Annotated in this window: 15 protein-coding genes; 6 read left to right on the top strand and 9 right to left on the bottom strand. The window is 37.5% G+C overall.

The features are described from left to right. Nucleotides 1–12 precede the first annotated feature (12 nt). The 3 genes from B9T36_RS01965 to B9T36_RS01975 are packed head-to-tail and all read right to left on the bottom strand — an operon-like array spanning nucleotide 13 to nucleotide 2,914. The gene (locus tag B9T36_RS01965; RefSeq protein WP_086207905.1) at nucleotides 13–939 is read right to left on the bottom strand and encodes a hypothetical protein; all 927 of its coding nucleotides are present in this window, start codon (nucleotides 937–939) and stop codon (nucleotides 13–15) included. Between the two features lie 33 nt (nucleotides 940–972). Next, nucleotides 973–2,106 (bottom strand): toxic anion resistance protein, encoded by a 1,134-nt coding sequence (locus B9T36_RS01970; RefSeq protein WP_086207906.1) that lies wholly within the window; start codon nucleotides 2,104–2,106, stop codon nucleotides 973–975. Between the two features lie 19 nt (nucleotides 2,107–2,125). After that, nucleotides 2,126–2,914 (bottom strand): tellurium resistance protein, encoded by a 789-nt coding sequence (locus tag B9T36_RS01975; protein ID WP_086207907.1) that lies wholly within the window; start codon nucleotides 2,912–2,914, stop codon nucleotides 2,126–2,128. A 161-nt stretch (nucleotides 2,915–3,075) separates the two neighbouring features. Here B9T36_RS01975 and B9T36_RS01980 point away from each other — a divergent pair, with 161 nt between their 5' ends. Next, complete coding sequence (locus B9T36_RS01980; RefSeq protein WP_086207908.1) at nucleotides 3,076–3,765, top strand: hypothetical protein; 690 nt, start codon at nucleotides 3,076–3,078, stop codon at nucleotides 3,763–3,765. Between the two features lie 7 nt (nucleotides 3,766–3,772). Here B9T36_RS01980 and rnk read toward each other — a convergent pair whose 3' ends face one another. The 3 genes from rnk to B9T36_RS02000 form a co-directional block, all read right to left on the bottom strand. Continuing rightward, nucleotides 3,773–4,177, bottom strand: coding sequence for a nucleoside diphosphate kinase regulator (gene rnk / locus B9T36_RS01985; RefSeq protein ID WP_086207909.1), 405 nt, complete (start codon nucleotides 4,175–4,177; stop codon nucleotides 3,773–3,775). A gap of 169 nt (nucleotides 4,178–4,346) precedes the next feature. Then, complete coding sequence (gene glyA / locus B9T36_RS01990; RefSeq protein WP_086207910.1) at nucleotides 4,347–5,600, bottom strand: serine hydroxymethyltransferase; 1,254 nt, start codon at nucleotides 5,598–5,600, stop codon at nucleotides 4,347–4,349. 155 nt (nucleotides 5,601–5,755) lie between these two features. Continuing rightward, nucleotides 5,756–7,015 (bottom strand): alpha/beta hydrolase, encoded by a 1,260-nt coding sequence (locus B9T36_RS02000; RefSeq protein ID WP_086207911.1) that lies wholly within the window; start codon nucleotides 7,013–7,015, stop codon nucleotides 5,756–5,758. Nucleotides 7,016–7,476: 461 nt separating this feature from the next. Here B9T36_RS02000 and B9T36_RS02005 point away from each other — a divergent pair, with 461 nt between their 5' ends. The 3 genes from B9T36_RS02005 (at nucleotide 7,477) to B9T36_RS02020 (ending at nucleotide 9,515) form a co-directional block, all read left to right on the top strand. Then, complete coding sequence (locus B9T36_RS02005; RefSeq protein ID WP_086208238.1) at nucleotides 7,477–8,175, top strand: exonuclease domain-containing protein; 699 nt, start codon at nucleotides 7,477–7,479, stop codon at nucleotides 8,173–8,175. 89 nt (nucleotides 8,176–8,264) lie between these two features. After that, nucleotides 8,265–8,939, top strand: coding sequence for a hypothetical protein (locus tag B9T36_RS18920; protein WP_139841335.1), 675 nt, complete (start codon nucleotides 8,265–8,267; stop codon nucleotides 8,937–8,939). A 198-nt stretch (nucleotides 8,940–9,137) separates the two neighbouring features. After that, the gene (locus B9T36_RS02020; protein ID WP_228146953.1) at nucleotides 9,138–9,515 is read left to right on the top strand and encodes a hypothetical protein; all 378 of its coding nucleotides are present in this window, start codon (nucleotides 9,138–9,140) and stop codon (nucleotides 9,513–9,515) included. A gap of 93 nt (nucleotides 9,516–9,608) precedes the next feature. On the opposite strand, the gene B9T36_RS02025 is transcribed toward B9T36_RS02020, so the two are convergent. Continuing rightward, nucleotides 9,609–9,827 carry a hypothetical protein gene (locus B9T36_RS02025; protein WP_086207913.1) on the bottom strand — a complete coding sequence of 73 codons (219 nt, stop codon included), beginning with the start codon at nucleotides 9,825–9,827 and terminating at the stop codon, nucleotides 9,609–9,611. A gap of 510 nt (nucleotides 9,828–10,337) precedes the next feature. Here B9T36_RS02025 and B9T36_RS02030 point away from each other — a divergent pair. Beyond that, a complete protein-coding gene (locus tag B9T36_RS02030; protein WP_086207914.1) occupies nucleotides 10,338–10,889 on the top strand; it encodes a serine O-acetyltransferase in 552 nt (183 codons plus the stop codon). A gap of 786 nt (nucleotides 10,890–11,675) precedes the next feature. After that, nucleotides 11,676–13,250 carry a sensor domain-containing diguanylate cyclase gene (locus B9T36_RS02040; protein ID WP_086207916.1) on the top strand — a complete coding sequence of 525 codons (1,575 nt, stop codon included), beginning with the start codon at nucleotides 11,676–11,678 and terminating at the stop codon, nucleotides 13,248–13,250. 1,283 nt (nucleotides 13,251–14,533) lie between these two features. On the opposite strand, the gene B9T36_RS02050 is transcribed toward B9T36_RS02040, so the two are convergent. Both B9T36_RS02050 and B9T36_RS02055 read right to left on the bottom strand, forming a co-directional pair. Continuing rightward, complete coding sequence (locus B9T36_RS02050; protein WP_086207917.1) at nucleotides 14,534–15,694, bottom strand: tyrosine-type recombinase/integrase; 1,161 nt, start codon at nucleotides 15,692–15,694, stop codon at nucleotides 14,534–14,536. Nucleotides 15,695–15,781: 87 nt separating this feature from the next. Then, on the bottom strand, nucleotides 15,782–16,555 hold the full coding sequence (locus B9T36_RS02055) for a 3'-5' exonuclease (RefSeq protein ID WP_086207918.1): 774 nt from the start codon (nucleotides 16,553–16,555) through the stop codon (nucleotides 15,782–15,784). Nucleotide 16,556: the final 1 nt, after the last annotated feature.

Raw genomic sequence — 16,556 nt, forward strand, 5'->3', positions numbered from 1 at the left:
TGAAGTCAAAGCTTAGGGGTTACTCTGCATCCGCTGTTCAATTCTTAACGTTCTGGCCTTTAACTGACGTGTCAAACCAAACAATACAAGACTCAACAGCGCCATCATTAGCATCAAGATAAGCGAGAAGAATTGCATGACCGTAGTGAACTGCGCAGCTTGCTGAGCCTGTTTTTCTACACTTGCAGCCATCGGCGTCAGTGTTTTTCCATAGAGTTGGTGCTGCATCGTCCATAGCTGTTCAGGCTTAAACCCATATTCAATAAAATGTGAATCATTTTTTTCTGCTTGGACAAGAGCAAGCACATGCGGAATGGCTGCATTTTTATCGACAGGTTGGTGTAACAATGCCGTCTGTGCAAGCAAATAATGTTTTACGGGAAGCTGAATGTCTGACTCTTGCAAATAATGCGCGAGTTCGCTTTGTTGAATATTTTTATCGTAATATACAATTTTCTGGAAAGCTTCATGCTCATCATCTTTTAAATCATATTGCACATAGGTCAGTCCAGACCACAGTAAAATAAATGCGATCAGCCAAGCCACAAACTTCAGTATAAAAGACTGAAAACGCACATAGAAAAAGTGAATTTTCCGTGCATAGTGCACCAATACGAATGCCCCAACAAAAGACACCATAATCTTGAGCACAAGCCAACCAAACCATGACAGCAAATTCAGAAAATAATCTGGCTGTTGTCCAAGTGATGCGAGATTTTCATCGACACTCATGGGCATATGTAGCTGCTGTATTTCAGTCGTGAGCCCAAAAAAGCTATAGACAAAATCCTGCTGTAGGAAATAACTCACGCCAGAAACGACCAGCAGAATTACACTCACCATACACCATAAGCTCAGTTTACGCTGACGCTGTTTGAGTGTAGCTACACCTTGTTCAAGGTGCTGAGGCTGAACAACATACTCATCTAAAGAAGGCAAACATTTCTCCTCTATCGACCACCCAACTTAGCATTAAGATGGTGTCGTACGATTAGAACTCGAGTCTAAAACCAATTGATTCAAATTGTCCTGCAAACTACGCAAACGTGTGGTTGCTTCAGCACGTTTCTGCATCCCTTCTTTTTGTATTTGAATCACATCATTTACTGTTTTAATGAGGGTGTTTTGTACATGTTCAAGCGTCTCAATATCAATCACCGAACGTTGATTGGCTTTTGCTGTATCTACTGAGTTTTGATGTAACAAATCAGCATTACGCTTCAATAAATCATTGGTCGCATCGTCAATGGTATTGGCCAACTGCACACTGTTCTTCTGCTCATTTAAAGAAATCGCCAAACTAATTTGATTTTTCCATGCAGGCAATGTGATGTTTTTAATCGCATAAAATTTATCGACCAACATCAAATTATTAGACTGGATAATACGAATCATCGGTAATGTTTGCATGGCTGATTGTTGTAAAACCTGCAAATCACTCACGCGTTTTTCCAAATTATTGGCTAAATGATTGAGATCGTAAACTCTCTGCGTCGTGGTTTGGTCTTGCGCCTGTGCAGTCAGTGTTGAGATTTCCTGCTGAATTTCATCCTGTTTCAACTTACCCGCCGCGATATACACACCGAGCTGTTTATATTCACTTTGTACACCATGAAACATCCGATCTAGCGTATCAACACGTGCTTTTAAACCAGACTGCGATTTTTCAATTTCTTTCACCAAAGTATCAATCTGTTCTTTGGTGGTATTAAAGTGCATATCAATATTATTCTTTGCGCCTTTAATTTTGCTCATCAAGCCACCGAAGAAACCTGAATTTTTCTTTTTATTTAAAATACTTGAGGTATTGAGCTGTTGTGCAACTTGTACTACCTGATTCAGCTTTTGCCCAGTTTCATCCAAGTCTTTATTTTGAACCAAATTTAACAACTCATCAGTATATCCTGAGGTTTGTGTCGCAATATTTTTACCATACTCCGCCACGGCGTTATGGTTGATTTCTGCCAACTCTTTCCGCGCTGCCAAGACTGCATTGAAGTCATCTTGTTGCAAGCCAATTTCTTGCAAATTTAACTGTTGAAACTTGTGTTCAATCACTTCAGTGGTTGGCTCTACCACAAGACTGTTTTGTTCTGGGTTGGTCATAATTCACCTAATCTATTTCTTAAAGTGTTGGTTTCTGTAGTGATTTTTTTAAAGTATGAATCAATTTTTCACGGCTATTATCGAGCTTTTCCAGTTCAATTGTCGAGCTTGATTGCTGGGATTGTTTGACATGATATTGCCATGCTGGGATCAAAACCTGCTGCGCCTCTTTATATCGGTCTAACAAACTCAATGAAAGCTGCTGAGACAACTGCATTTGCGTAATCGCAATATCATTACTGCTTTGCAAAGTTTGCAAGCTGTTAATTTTCTTGGATAAACGTTCTGCAAAATTATCTAAAGGATGTGCATTCTTCACAAATTTAGGATATTCCATTAAAAATGCTTCAGCCGCAGATATATATTTAGCCATTTGCTCACGTAAACCAGTGAGCTGCTGATAACGTGCTTGCGACTTTTGAATTTCAATTTGTAATTTTTGGCTGAGATGATTGGCTCGATCCAGCAATTGATCCAGTTTTTTATAGTATTCAACTTGGGTTGAACCATATTCAATATCAATCCCGAGCCACTTTTGCAGCCCATTAAATTTTCGCTTTTTTAGGTATTTTTTTGAGTCAGCCAGTGACTGGATCAGTTGCTCAATGGTTTGACTCAGCTGTAAAGTCAGCTGTGGATCTATCCCATTAAGCAGCACAGACTGCGCCTGAATGACACTATCTGCATAATGATTGAGACGATATTGGTCGTTCAGCAACGGAACCAAATCATTACGCTGGATACTTAAAAGTTCGTCTGAATTGACTGGTATATCCCTTAATGGAACAAGAACGTCAATTTGTGCCATAGTGCTTTAACCCAATAAAGAAATTGAATAAAATCATTTTTATACTACAGCTTTTGTATTAAATAACATGTAGATTTTTGCAAAAATGCTGTGAAAACCTTTTATCTTGATCTGGCTAATCATTACTTCTGCTTCCAATAAAATGATATCTATTTAAAATTATGATCATTCGTCTTCAGCACGTCATTCGTTATAGTTTAGGCTTCTGCATTGCATTAACCTTATTTATTGGTATTGGTGCGCACTATAAAGCAAAACGCATCCACGAAACATTTTTAGAGCATGATCCGAGCCCATTGCAACAAGTGAGTGGCACACTGTTAGGCAATGAAACAGCTATTCAACTTTATCAAAAAAATCTAGCACCCTATAATTTAAACCGCTTGGGTAAAACGCAATTTTTGGTCGGTTTCTTTAGCCAGAATCAGAGCCGAATTCAAACGGTTTGGTGTGATCGTTGGCTAGACTCACCTTTTAAGACCACCTCCTACACTGGCCCGAAAAATCCAATAAAAAAAATGAATTTGCCTATTCGCTATTTTCATACTTGCCAATGGCTATTCGATGCAATGCGGTTAACTTTAGATATTCCTGCTTGGAGAGGTCAATCCATCACTTATCTAAAGAGCCCTCATGATATTTTGTATGCACTACATGTGAATGGAAAAATGATTTTCGGCTATGAACAAGCCTATCAACAATATAACCAACTCTATCTAGATGAAATAAAAAATCGAAATCAATCAGCACTCTACTTTTTTGTTTTCTTTTGCATTACTGTCTTTCATTATAGAAAGCACATATTCAACGTCATAAAAAGCCATGAGCAACATGGCCTTAAAATTAAGTGATTCGATATTATAAATAATCACCTTCACGCTCAGGTTGATAAAGCACTTTTTCAATTTTGACCTTCATCATTTGACCGTCTGGCTGTGGCCATTCAATTTCCTGACCTTCAGCTAAGCCCAGAATTGCTGCGCCAATTGGAGCAACCACATTGACCTGCCCTTTCTCCCCTTTAAAATCATGCGGATAAACCAAGGTAATTTCAGATGCTTCTGTAGATGAGGCAATGGTCAGTAAAACTTTTGCATTCATCGTTACCACATTGGCAGGCATATCTTGTGGCGCAACAACATCGGCACGGGCCAATTCTTCTTCAAGCAACTGCATAGTCGGTGTAAGTTTAGGCTGATGCTCTAGCATCGTTTCTAAACGATGAAGATCCTGCTCAGAAATAATAATTGCTGGATTTGCCATGTGCTGCATCCCTATTTGAATACGATATGAATAAAATTCTTATTAAAAATAATTTATTAGCCTATAACTTCTGTTATATCAGAAATGCAGTCTAAATTACATTTCAACTGATTTTGATTTTTTAATGCCATAAAAAAAGCCCCCTTGAGGGGGCTTTCTCAAGTCAAACTTAGTTCGCGTAAACTGGGAATTTCGCGCAAACGGTTTCAACTTTCGCTTTAACAGCATTAATCACAGCTTCGTCACCTTTGCTGTCTAGGATGTCTGCAATCCAACCAGCAAGTTCACGTACTTCAGCTTCACCAAAACCACGAGTCGTCACAGCTGGTGTACCGATACGGATACCAGAAGTCACAAATGGTGAACGTGGGTCATTTGGTACAGAGTTTTTGTTCACAGTAATGTGAGCTGCACCTAACCATGCATCTGCTTCTTTACCTGTTACATCTTGCTTAATTAGAGATAACAAGAACAAATGGTTTTCTGTACCGCCAGAAACGATGTCATAACCACGAGCAATGAGAACTTCAGCCATAGCTTGAGCGTTCTTCACCACTTGTTGTTGGTAAACTTTATATTCAGGAGCCATTGCTTCTTTAAAGCAAATTGCTTTAGCCGCTACAGCATGAACCAAAGGACCACCTTGGTTACCAGGGAATACAGCAGATTGTAATTTTTTCTCGATTTCTTCGTTTGCTTTCGCAAGGATTAAACCTGAACGTGGGCCACGAAGTGTTTTGTGAGTAGTAGTTGTTGTTACGTCAGCAATCTGAACTGGGCTTGGGTAAACACCAGCAGCAACTAGACCAGCAACGTGAGCCATATCTACAAATAGGTAAGCACCAACTTTGTCCGCGATGTCACGGAAACGTTGCCAGTCAACAATTTGGCTATATGCAGAGAAGCCAGCAACGATCATACGTGGCTTATGCTCAATTGCTAAACGTTCAACTTCTTCGTAGTCGATCTCGCCAGTTTCTGGGTTTAAACCGTACTGAATTGCGTTATATGTTTTGCCAGAGAAGCTCACTTTTGCGCCGTGAGTCAAGTGACCACCATGCGCCAAGCTCATACCCAAAACTGTGTCGCCTGGGTTAAGAAGGGCTAAGTAAACAGCAGAGTTTGCTTGTGAACCCGCATGTGGTTGAACGTTTGCGTAATCTGCACCGAAAAGCTCTTTAGCACGGTCAATCGCTAATTGTTCAATCACGTCTACATATTCACAACCGCCATAGTAGCGTTTGCCTGGGTAGCCTTCAGCATATTTGTTTGTAAGTTTTGAACCTTGCGCTTCCATTACTGCTGGAGAGCAATAGTTTTCAGAAGCAATCAGTTCGATGTGCGCTTCTTGGCGAGCATCTTCCTGTGTGATTGCTTGCGCGATTTCTGGATCAAATTCAGCAATTGAGATATTGGCAAACATTAGCGAGGTCCTATGAAATTAGGGCTTTTAAGCCGTGCTAAGATTGGCGCGTATTGTAGCATGAAGTTTATAAATTTCGAGAACGAACTTTACTCTGTTTGAAATAAAAATCGCCCATGCAGTAAAACCACATGAGCGCTTTAGGTCAAAGCAAATTATTGAATTGGCATGAGAGTTTTAACATCTGCCACAAAGTTATCCAAATTTTTAGTATAAACAGTAGTGTGATCCCATTTATCAACTGCTACGAGTTGATCATCATTAACATACGTGATCACCGTACCTGCTGGTGCTGTATTCACTAAGTTATTGGTTATTGTTCTTGGTACTGTCGTATCGTATGTTCCTTGATAAATAATCACTGGGGTACTAATCTTGCTCTTCAAAGGTTGTGAACCATTGGCTAGAAAATCTTTTACTTCCGGAATATTCGACATAAATCCTGTTTGAGTTCGTGGATAACCATCTATGGTTCCATATGTTGCAGCATAAACACCCATCGCTCCACCAAACTTATTACCTAATGCTGTGTAACATAGTGATTCAGCTTCTGCTGCAATATTATCAGTTGGCGTTTGGAACACTTCGCTATACTGTAAATTTGGATAAGGGTTTCTTAACCCTGCTGTAATTAAGGCTGTAAATGTGTCTAATCCTGCAAGTGTTTTAATTTTATTTGTTAAGTTTGTTTCAGCAGCTGCCTGTTGCTCACCGCCAATCAGAATCAAGCTTAAAAATGATGCAGGAGCAATTGCAATCGTACCTTTATAATCAAGTTGTGCACGTGATGCATTTTCAGCTGCACCCAATGCTGCATGTCCACCTTGAGAATGTCCGATGGCAGCCCAACGTTTTTCAGTTGTATTACCAAAATTTTGACTCGCTGCAACAACTGCATCGGTGATCGAATAGGCTTCACTTTTTAGATTTAAAAATGGATGCAACTCACGGCCACTAGGTTCACCTAAACCCTCATAATCTGGTGCAACCACGGCATAACCTGAGGCAAGAAGTTTAGCTATCAAATATTCATTTCCAGCTAAGCCCTGTTGGCTTGGCGCACACTGATCAGCAACGCCAGTTGTTCCATGTGCCCATGCAACAATTGGCCAACCACCTGCAGGCATTGTTCCTTTGGGTGTAAATACTAATGCGGTGGCTTGAGTCTCACTCCCATTTACACCACGCATTTTATACGTCATCAAGGTTTTAGATGCACTCACACTATCCAGAACAATATTGGCACTAGCATTAACATCCGTATAAGCTTCAGTTTTCACCACTGGATTTACAATATTATTTTTCGGGACTCCATCATTTACAACGACGGAAGTTGTGTTCCCTTCCCCACCACCACAGGCTGTTAATAAAAGTACAGAACTGCTGACCAACACTGCCAATAATCTTTTTTTCATCTTCAATTTCCTTAATGAAGTTTTTTTCTTGTTGTAACGATTCAAATCACTTGAATACATTAATGATTTACGCTTCAAAATGACCTATAGCAAGATCACTTACAAAAAATAAACAAATGACCCTTTTGAATCTATCTTTATTTCTTAAAACAACATAAAGCATTGTAATTTATAAAATAAAAAACCATATAACAAGTCATTGCACTTATAGGTGAGACTGTCCAAAAATACGTTTTTAACGCTATTTAATTTTCTCAAGATAATGAACTACGACTCGCTAGGCTTATTGTATCTCGTCGATTTGAACGGATGAATATGGCTCAATCATTTAAACTTGCGCTTCAGTGCATACACTTGTTCACCAACAAAAATAATATCAGGCTACAAATCCGACATCGCAGGCTGTCTTGATCCTGTTGAAAATGATAAATTTATACAGTTTTCAATTTTCGGACATGCATATGCAAGCCATCATTCTCGATACAGAAACTCATACCCTCAACGGTCAACCTATTGAGATTGCATACGCGCCAATTGAAATCATCAATGGCAAATTAAGCCTAGATAAAAGCCAAGTCTTTGATCAGCTCTATACGGTCGATGAACCGATTTCTTTTGCTGCTATGGCTGTACACCATATTTTAGAGTCAGATTTAGTGGGCCAACCCCACTACACGACATTCAGGCTACCAGATGAGACCCAATACATTATTGGTCATAATATTGACTATGATATTCGTGCCATAGAAAAGTGTGGTGTAAATGTTTCAAATCTTAAAGCAATTTGTACTTTGGCACTTGCGCGCTTAGTTTGGCCTGATGCTGAAGCCCATAATATTTCAGCACTCATTTATATGATCTCCAAAGGTAGTGAAAAAGCCCGTGAGATGATTAAAAAAGCGCACCGTGCGGATATGGATATTATTTTAACAGCCAATATTTTAATGCATGTGGTTCATCACTTAAAAATAAATAGTATGGAGCAGTTATTTACAGCCTCTGAAGATGCCCGTATTCCTCGTGTCATTAACTTTGGTAAACATCGTGGAACTGCGATTGCAGAGCTCCCTGCCGACTATATTCAGTGGTTAATGCGCCAAGATGAACTTGATCCTTACTTACGTAAGGCTTTGGAAAATGCCAGCATTACAACACTTTAAAATCATTTGTCATAAATTGTTAATATTACTGTAATTTTTACACTGTATGTTCAGCCTTAATTTATTTTTTCGGGGGAGTAAATTAAGGTATGAATCATTATCAAAAGACAGCATTAGGTCTCGATGCGTTACAACAACGTCATATCCCACTCAATGCACGCCAGAGACGATTATTGGTTTTAATTGGCACAGAAGATTTTGACCGACTGGCAGATCAATTTAAACAACGTATTGCAACACCAGAAATACTCGAACAACTCGTCGAATTGGGTCTGATTCATTCCACCCAAGCAGCTCATACTCCAAAACCAACTCCTGTTGAATTTGAAACAAATATAACCAACATAGCTCCAAGTTCCTCCCCCGTTGTAACGCCTGAGTTGAAAGACAGCAACGCTGCTCTAGTTTTAAACACTGAAATTACTGCACCAGCACCAGCACCAGCACCAGCACCAGCACCAGCACCAGCACCAGCACCAGCACCAGCACCAGCACCAGCACCAGCACCAGCACCAGCACCAGCACTCAAAGCGTACAGTTTTGAAGAAACTCGTGAGTTGATGATGAGTTTATTACAACGTTATTGTGGATTAATGGCGAGACAACTCATTCTCCAAATTCAATCTGCAACAGACCTACAAAGCTTGAAACGTTGCCAAATGCAATGGATTACCGCCCTACAAGAAAGTCGAATAGAACCCATTATGCTCAACCAATATCTACAGCAAATTAATCATTCACTTTTACGTTTACAAGCCGCTTGAGGCATGCATATTCAGTCTTTTTTTGTATGGTTCAAAAGGAGTAAGCTCTAAGAAAAAATATCAAGCTATTGTTTTTATAAATTTATTTTAAAATCTAAACTAAAATTTAGAGGTCATCCGAATTTCTTTAAACTTTGGCACAATTGGCTCAGTCAAGCGCTCAAGGCATAAATTCTAATATGAAATAGGAACCATGCTATGGCAATGTTAAATCATCTACTGTTTGATCCTGTAGATAACCCGATGCAATTCAGTAAAGTCGGAAATTGGTTGATTACTTTTTTATCTCCCCCAGAAGATCTAAACAATAGTTGTTTGGCTTTGACTTATATTCTTCCACGCCAACTCAGCCCACGACTACAACCACAGCGCATTATTATACACCGCACTGCAAATGCACATCTTTGGGCAATTGACTATGTCGAATGCTATGACAGTCAGCAGCAAAGTACGCTTTCATTTGCACCTCATACCGCAGAAGCACAATGTATACTGAATACTTTGATCCAAGAACTGAATAAGTATGATGTGGATGTGCAATTATGTGCTGACCTAACTAACGAGAAAAGCATCTGATTATTCAATAGAACCAAAGCGTTGTTTTTTATTTAAGCTTGGTGATCAAGCAAAAAAGCCCATGTAAACATGAGCTCTTTGTTTAAGATAAAATCAATCAATAACACGATATATATTCTCAGTCTGTTGACTTTCGAACAGCAGTTCAATACTCGGAAGAATCACCTCACCCTCAACCACAATATGTTCAATACGCTGAAACAAATCTAAATTTGCAGCCTCAGATTCTTCAGGAGCTTGCCTAAGTCGTGCTTTTACCTCATAGGTTTGACTGTATTGATCCTTAACCTTCACATCTACAAGTTGAGTCATTTTTCTTTCCTTTTCTTTTTTGCTCTGCTTACTTTTATAACATAAGATTTTTAATTGTCCCGATTTGGAGATGTTAGAATTTATCGCAATGTTAATTTATATGAATATTTTAAAAATCATAACCATAAATCAAAAACTTAAACTGAATCAAGGTAACATCCGAGATACATCGTCATAATTACTCACATAAAAAAAGCTCGCATTTCTGCGAGCTTTTCTATGTTGGAAGGCTAGTGCTGATTTATTGTTTGAACATTTCGTTTCAAACTCAACGAGCTGTCATTGATCCGTCCAACTACATCGTAGCGTCTTAGTTATCGACCTACTGTAGGTACAATATAAAAGTAATTCTGCACTTCGACAAGTACGTATGACATTTCTAAACAACTGTACAAATAAAATCCAATTGATATTTTATTAAAATGAGCGATCATGTTCATGGCAAAATAGAGATAACAACTCATCCGCAAATAAAGTAAACTCCCGAACTCGACCGAAGAGTGTATCTCCATGTTAGTTCAATTAATTTTAAGTGACTTATATCGCTATTGTGGCAATACTAAAATGAGCTCATTTGTTAAAAATTATTTGTTCAATCGGGGCTTTAACTTTAGTTTTTGGTTGCGTCTTGCAAGCTCAAAATCTTGGGTCGCTAAACTGGCCTATCCTGTGTTTTATTATAAGAAAAAGAAATATGGTATAGACATTCACTGTACTACACAAATTGGTTATGGCTTATATATTGGGCATGGTGGGCCTTTGGTTGTCAATCCAACTACAGTGATTGGAAATAATGTCAACTTATCGCAATTTACAACAATTGGTGCTAATGGTGGTCGCCAAGCAGCAATCATTGGTGACAATGTTTATATTGGTCCAAATGTCTGTATCATTGATGCAGTTAAAATTGGTCATAATGCAACCATTGGTGCGGGGAGCGTAGTCACAAAAGATATCCCGGAAAATGCAACAGCCGTAGGGAATTATGCAAAAGTAATAAACTATAACCATCCAGGCCAGTCAGTGAATAGACGCTGGCCAAAAATCAATAAAAGCGACTAATTCTTCAACATATTTTTAAGTGCATTCTTGCTCAATCAATCATATTTCAAACACTTCATGTGCAATAAAACTGAGCTTATTCAAAGTCAGGACAAGAGCGATATCATTATGAAAAGCCTACTTAGCTAAATGAAAAACATTAAAAGTTCTAAAGTTATGACGTAAAAATCAGTTAGCACACAAATAAGTTCATATTTCAATCTTATAATTATTCAATCACAAAACAATCAAGAAAAATGACAAATATTAATCAAAAAAATATATTATTAAATTTATAACTATCAATCTTTAAAAGGGTTTGAAACTTTATCTTTAAAACTTAACCAAATTAAAAATGCCATAATAAATAACAAAATTCCGATTACAATGAAAAACATCTCCCCCATAGCAAAGCCTGTAATCACTGCACCTATCCCTATCAGCAACAGTAAAATGATGAATGCGATCCCGATGACATACATATATGTTCTCCAAAGGTAAAATATTATGGACTTCGATTATTACGTTTTCAGCATGTCAATTTAATGTTATTTACATTAAATTTTATTATAATTTGTGATTAGTTTTGCTCCATTATGTTCAATCAGTATGATCATAATAGTAATTTGTGTAAATTTACTAGAACTATTACATATATATTATCAGTAAATTGATCTATATCTCAAAAATGAACACCAAAACAATCAAATACTTTTTTTAAAGATTTTTCTCATAAATCTGTTTAAAATTGGATGCCTACGCGCTACAAGCAAATGTACAACATCGCTGTTTATTTCGAGGTAATGAGTGATCAAAAAGTCTGTCTTTCATAGTTTAGATTTACAAAAACTTATTTTGATCTTAATTATTAGCAGCGTATCAAGCTTGTTTTTAATTTCAATTTTTGTGCTGAATTATGTCATCAAAGAGCAACTCACAGAGAATTCTTTAGCTGCAAATCAACGCTATGCTGCCAAAATTGCATTTAGCACAGATAAATATTTTGAAAGCATGTTAAGTGAACTCAAATTTAGCGCTCACATCTTAGGTCAAAACTTTTCCAATCAAGATGTTTTAAAAGCAGAAGTTTCAAGGCTCAAGAATCAATCCCACAAATTTAACTCGATCACCATTGTCGATAAAAATGCATACATTCGGGAATATGCACCACATAACTTTCGTATAGACCACAAAAAACAATATAAAACTGCTGGAATCATTGAAGCCTTAAAACTAAAACAAACTTATATATCTTCTCCCTACAAAGGACTTTCTAATAACCTTATTGTTCTCATTGCTCAACCTATTTTTAATCATAAAAATGAATTTTTAGGTATTGTGACGGGTTCAATTTATTTAAATCAAGAGAACTTGGTGAGTGAACTCCTTGCCACATCGTATTCTCACAAGAAAAGCTACACCTATGTTATTGATAATAAAAATAAGATTATTTTCCACCCTGATCAAAGCCGGATTGGAGATTCATTAAAAAATAATACGGGGTTGAAATATATTACTTCTCGCTCCTCAGGCAACATTGCTTTAGTCAATAGTAAAGGAATCGAGAACTTAGCTGGTTTTGCAGCGATACCAAGCGTGAATTGGATTATTGTGTCGCAGCAGCCCACATTAGAATTGCTCAGCCAAGCGAACGCTATTATTGTAAAAGTGACCTTGGGTATGCTGATTTTTTATCTTGTACTCTTTATTTTTGTTTGGAAACTATCCTACTTAATCTCTTCTCCGCTCAATAAACTTGCTCAAATGGCAAGCATGCTCACACGCCCCAATATTGATCAAGATATCAAGAAAATAGATCCTTGGTATTTTGAAGCATTGCGTTTTCGCACTTCATTGCTTTTGAGCTCTAAACACTTTAAAGATGAAATTGCAGAACTTAAACAGCACGTAAATACAGACCCGCTTACAGAACTATATAACCGCCGAGGCATGAAATTATTTTTAAATGAATTAAAAGCAACAAACACTCCTTTTTCAGTACTCAACATAGATATTGATCACTTCAAAGCAATTAATGATAGCTATGGCCATGATCAAGGAGATCATGTATTAAAGAAACTAGCATCTCACATGATGAACAATTTCCGTAAGCATGATATTTGCTGTCGTGTTGGCGGAGAAGAGTTTACTGTATTTGTCGTGCATGAAGATCCCAAAGTTGCATATACAGCAGCTGAACGACTTCGAGAAGCTGTTGCACAAAGCTATCTTGATCCAGTGGGACATATTACCGTTTCAATTGGCATTGCATCTTGGCCACGAGATGCAGAAAGTGTCGATGACGTGATTAAGCTTGCAGACCAAAAACTATATGAAGCAAAAAATGATGGACGTAATTGTACTCGTATCTCCTCTATTTAAAGCGCCAGTAAATAAATACATTCTTCTACGTCTATGGAATATCATGATTAGACATTTGAAGCTGTACTCAATCCTCTCAACAGTACAAATTGTTTAGCATACAAGCAAACTTAAGTAATGATTAACACAGACAGACAAACTTAGAGCTAACATTCTCGCAGCTCTTTTAGAAGACTTGAGAGCCGAGCTCCAAGAAGAAATATCTTATTATCAGTTATCGTTTTACAAAGAACCGCTATCAATTACAACAACATAAAATGACACGTCTAGCATAAAGGGTTGTTCTGTTGCTTAAGGAAAGGATTCATACATGATTATTGAGTTAATCAGTAAAAAATTGTTTTACCAAACTATCCAAAAACGAAATAGCAAAAAAATTGCAGATAAAAGGATCTGAAGCTATAGCCCTAACCTTTTTAGCAGCTTATTGAACTCGTCATATTAGTCTCAAGTATATAACTATGAAATATGCAGTGAAAATTATGCAAGAAAGTAATGCATTTATTGCAAGTGCTCGTGATCTGGCAAAATTAAATAGCGTAGGTATTTTTTGGATAAAGCATTAACTGAAACCTTGGAAGGTATTGAAATCATTTTTATGATGTATATGGATGCTTGCAAGAAAATTCCATGTCCAACTGCTCAGGAGCACGGTAAATATCTATTCATGTTCCAGTTTTAGTCGCATCAAGGGTTCATTTATATAATGAGATGTTAAATCAAAGTATTCGTTAAGCTGAGTTAGCCAGATATTGAGAATGGTTTTAAAAATAGACTATTGTCTTTAAAACATGACTCTAAGATAGAATCTATTAAAAATGTGTTTTATGCTTTTAGAAAGCGCAAAAGTTAGTCACTGATATTTTCAAATTTAGACTTTTGTATATTTTTTATTCTGTTTTTAATTTTTAAGGGAATGATTACCCTCGAAAACCCATTTAAATACACGCGTGAAAAAATGCAAGCTATTGATAAGTAACAATAAATTGGTGCGCCCAGCGGGACTCGAACCCAAGACAAAAACTAAATTTTATCAATATAATTCAATAACTTATATAAATATATAATTACTTGTAGGCTTGATATGGGAATTATGCCCATCGACCAGGTACTTCATGCTTCAGTATTTAGAAAATAGGACACGAGCTTGGTTATTCTTTTAATTAAGCTACCTATCTGCTTATCGAGTAATAAAGTAATGGCCAATAAAAAGTGCCTAGATAATTAGGCACTTATGTAAAAACATCCAAGTAAGATATGGAGTAAGATCCTAGTAAGTTAAATCACTGACTAATGTAATTATTGATCTTGGTTAAGTAGTCGGGAATATCTTCAGCTATGAGCTTTCCATAGTGTTTATAAATCATGGATGTATCACTGTGGCCAAGCTGATCTGCGATCCATTCGGGTGGTACCTGCCCAGAAGATAGTAATTGACTTGCAAATGTATGCCTCCCCTGGTTAATTCCACGATAGCGCACACTAGCCTTTTTTAAATGCCGTCTCCAAATGTAACGCAATTCATAATAGTTAAAAGGTCGATCGTACTCTTGATTGATCCATACAAAATGTAGACGCGCTTGCCTATATGTTCTGTTATCTCGTTGTAGTACATCTACGTTTTGTCCATAGCGATTGCCTGTAATAGCAAATTGTCTACGCAGTGCCTGTATTGCAGGCTGTAATAGCTTTATTTCGCGCTTTCTACGCCTGTTCTTAGTTACCTTATACAATCCTTTAACATGGTTACGATTGATCTGTATTGTGCCCTTTTCGAGGTTGATGTCTTCCCATGCAATAGATATCTGTTCTGAAATAGATAAACCAGTCCAAAAAACACATGGCAATAAATTTTGTATGTCTTTGTTGGCCACAGTCCCCAAAATTATTGAAATTTCAGTTTTAGAGAATGGATCAGGCTCAAGATTGTCTAATTGTTTAATAACAATATTTTCAAAAGGGTTATAAGGAATTTTATTCTCCTGTCGCCATAATTCATGAATAGATGCCAGTCGAGTGATCACTTCACGAATGGTTTTGGGTGCAAGCTTTTCTTTTAATTCATTAATCCATTTTTTCACGGCTGCCGTGTCGATGTCTTTCGGATGAATCATAGCCCAACGTGGCGTGACGTGTTTCTTGATGTGGCTGTAATAGCCGTCAAAGGTACTCGGTGCAACTTCCCAGCGGATCATTTCTTTATACTGCGCAATGTAGTAAGACATTTGATTCTTTTTCAAATGTCTTGAGTTGGGGAAATGCTTGGCTAAATTGAATTGGTCTAGCTCAATCTCAAGTTTAATTAAGTCAGCTAACTTTTTCGCTTTCTCAACGTTCTCTGGAGTGTATGGCCAGTTTAAAGTTTCTTTAATAATGGGCTCTGATGGATGTGTATTCATCCAAATTCGCATGCTTTTGCCACGAATTTCTAATCCTGCAGACATGGAAAAACCTACATTTAAGTATTTCAAATATGAGTGATATTTTAGAGAGGTGCACCTCCGATCGGAGGTGCTTTAGAGGTGCTTTACTTAGTTGAAAGGTAGCTCGTTTTGTTCGTCTATGCTGCTTCGAGCAATGAGTTCATTTTCTAAAGAGATTTTTAGATAAGGATCATCTGTTTTACCAAGCAGGGAGTGTATGTCTTTATCCTCTAAATCTTTAATTGAAGTACCCTTAAACTTTCCATAAAAAATATGGGTTGGGTACCTCGCCATTTCAGAGAATTCATACAGCTCTTCAAACGATGATATATCTGCTTCATGAACAATGGCCCCTAAAACAGAAAAGGTAGTCGTGCAATCACTTAATGCTGAGTGTGCAAATCTTAGATCATGAGCCGTTTTCCCACGGTCAGAACTCACATAAAGTGCGACTGCTGACAAATTGTGAGCATCCAACTTAGGCCAAAGATATCTAGCCATCGCTAAAGTACAGATTGCCTTAATACCATTTGTAGAAGTGCCAGCACGATTAATCGCAGCAATGTCGTAATCAATGTTATGACCAATAAGGTATTGGACATTAAAATGACTAGGGAAACTGAATTCTGTATAAGGTACACATTTCGCTACATCTTCGTCGACAATATGGTGTACTGCCATTGCTCCTATACTAATCGGCTCACTTGGTTTGTAGCGCTCTGTGAATTTTTCGGAGGGACTCAATAATAGCTCTGGAAATGTACCGAGAGCACTGGAATTTTTCACTATTTCAAGTGTAACAAATTCAAGAGCTATACCTGCAGCTTCAATAATATCGCCATGTAGTTTATGAGTTTCAGTGTCAAAAATTAATGCCGTCATG

The organism is Acinetobacter sp. ANC 4204 (assembly GCF_002135205.1).
Taxonomy (GTDB): domain Bacteria; phylum Pseudomonadota; class Gammaproteobacteria; order Pseudomonadales; family Moraxellaceae; genus Acinetobacter.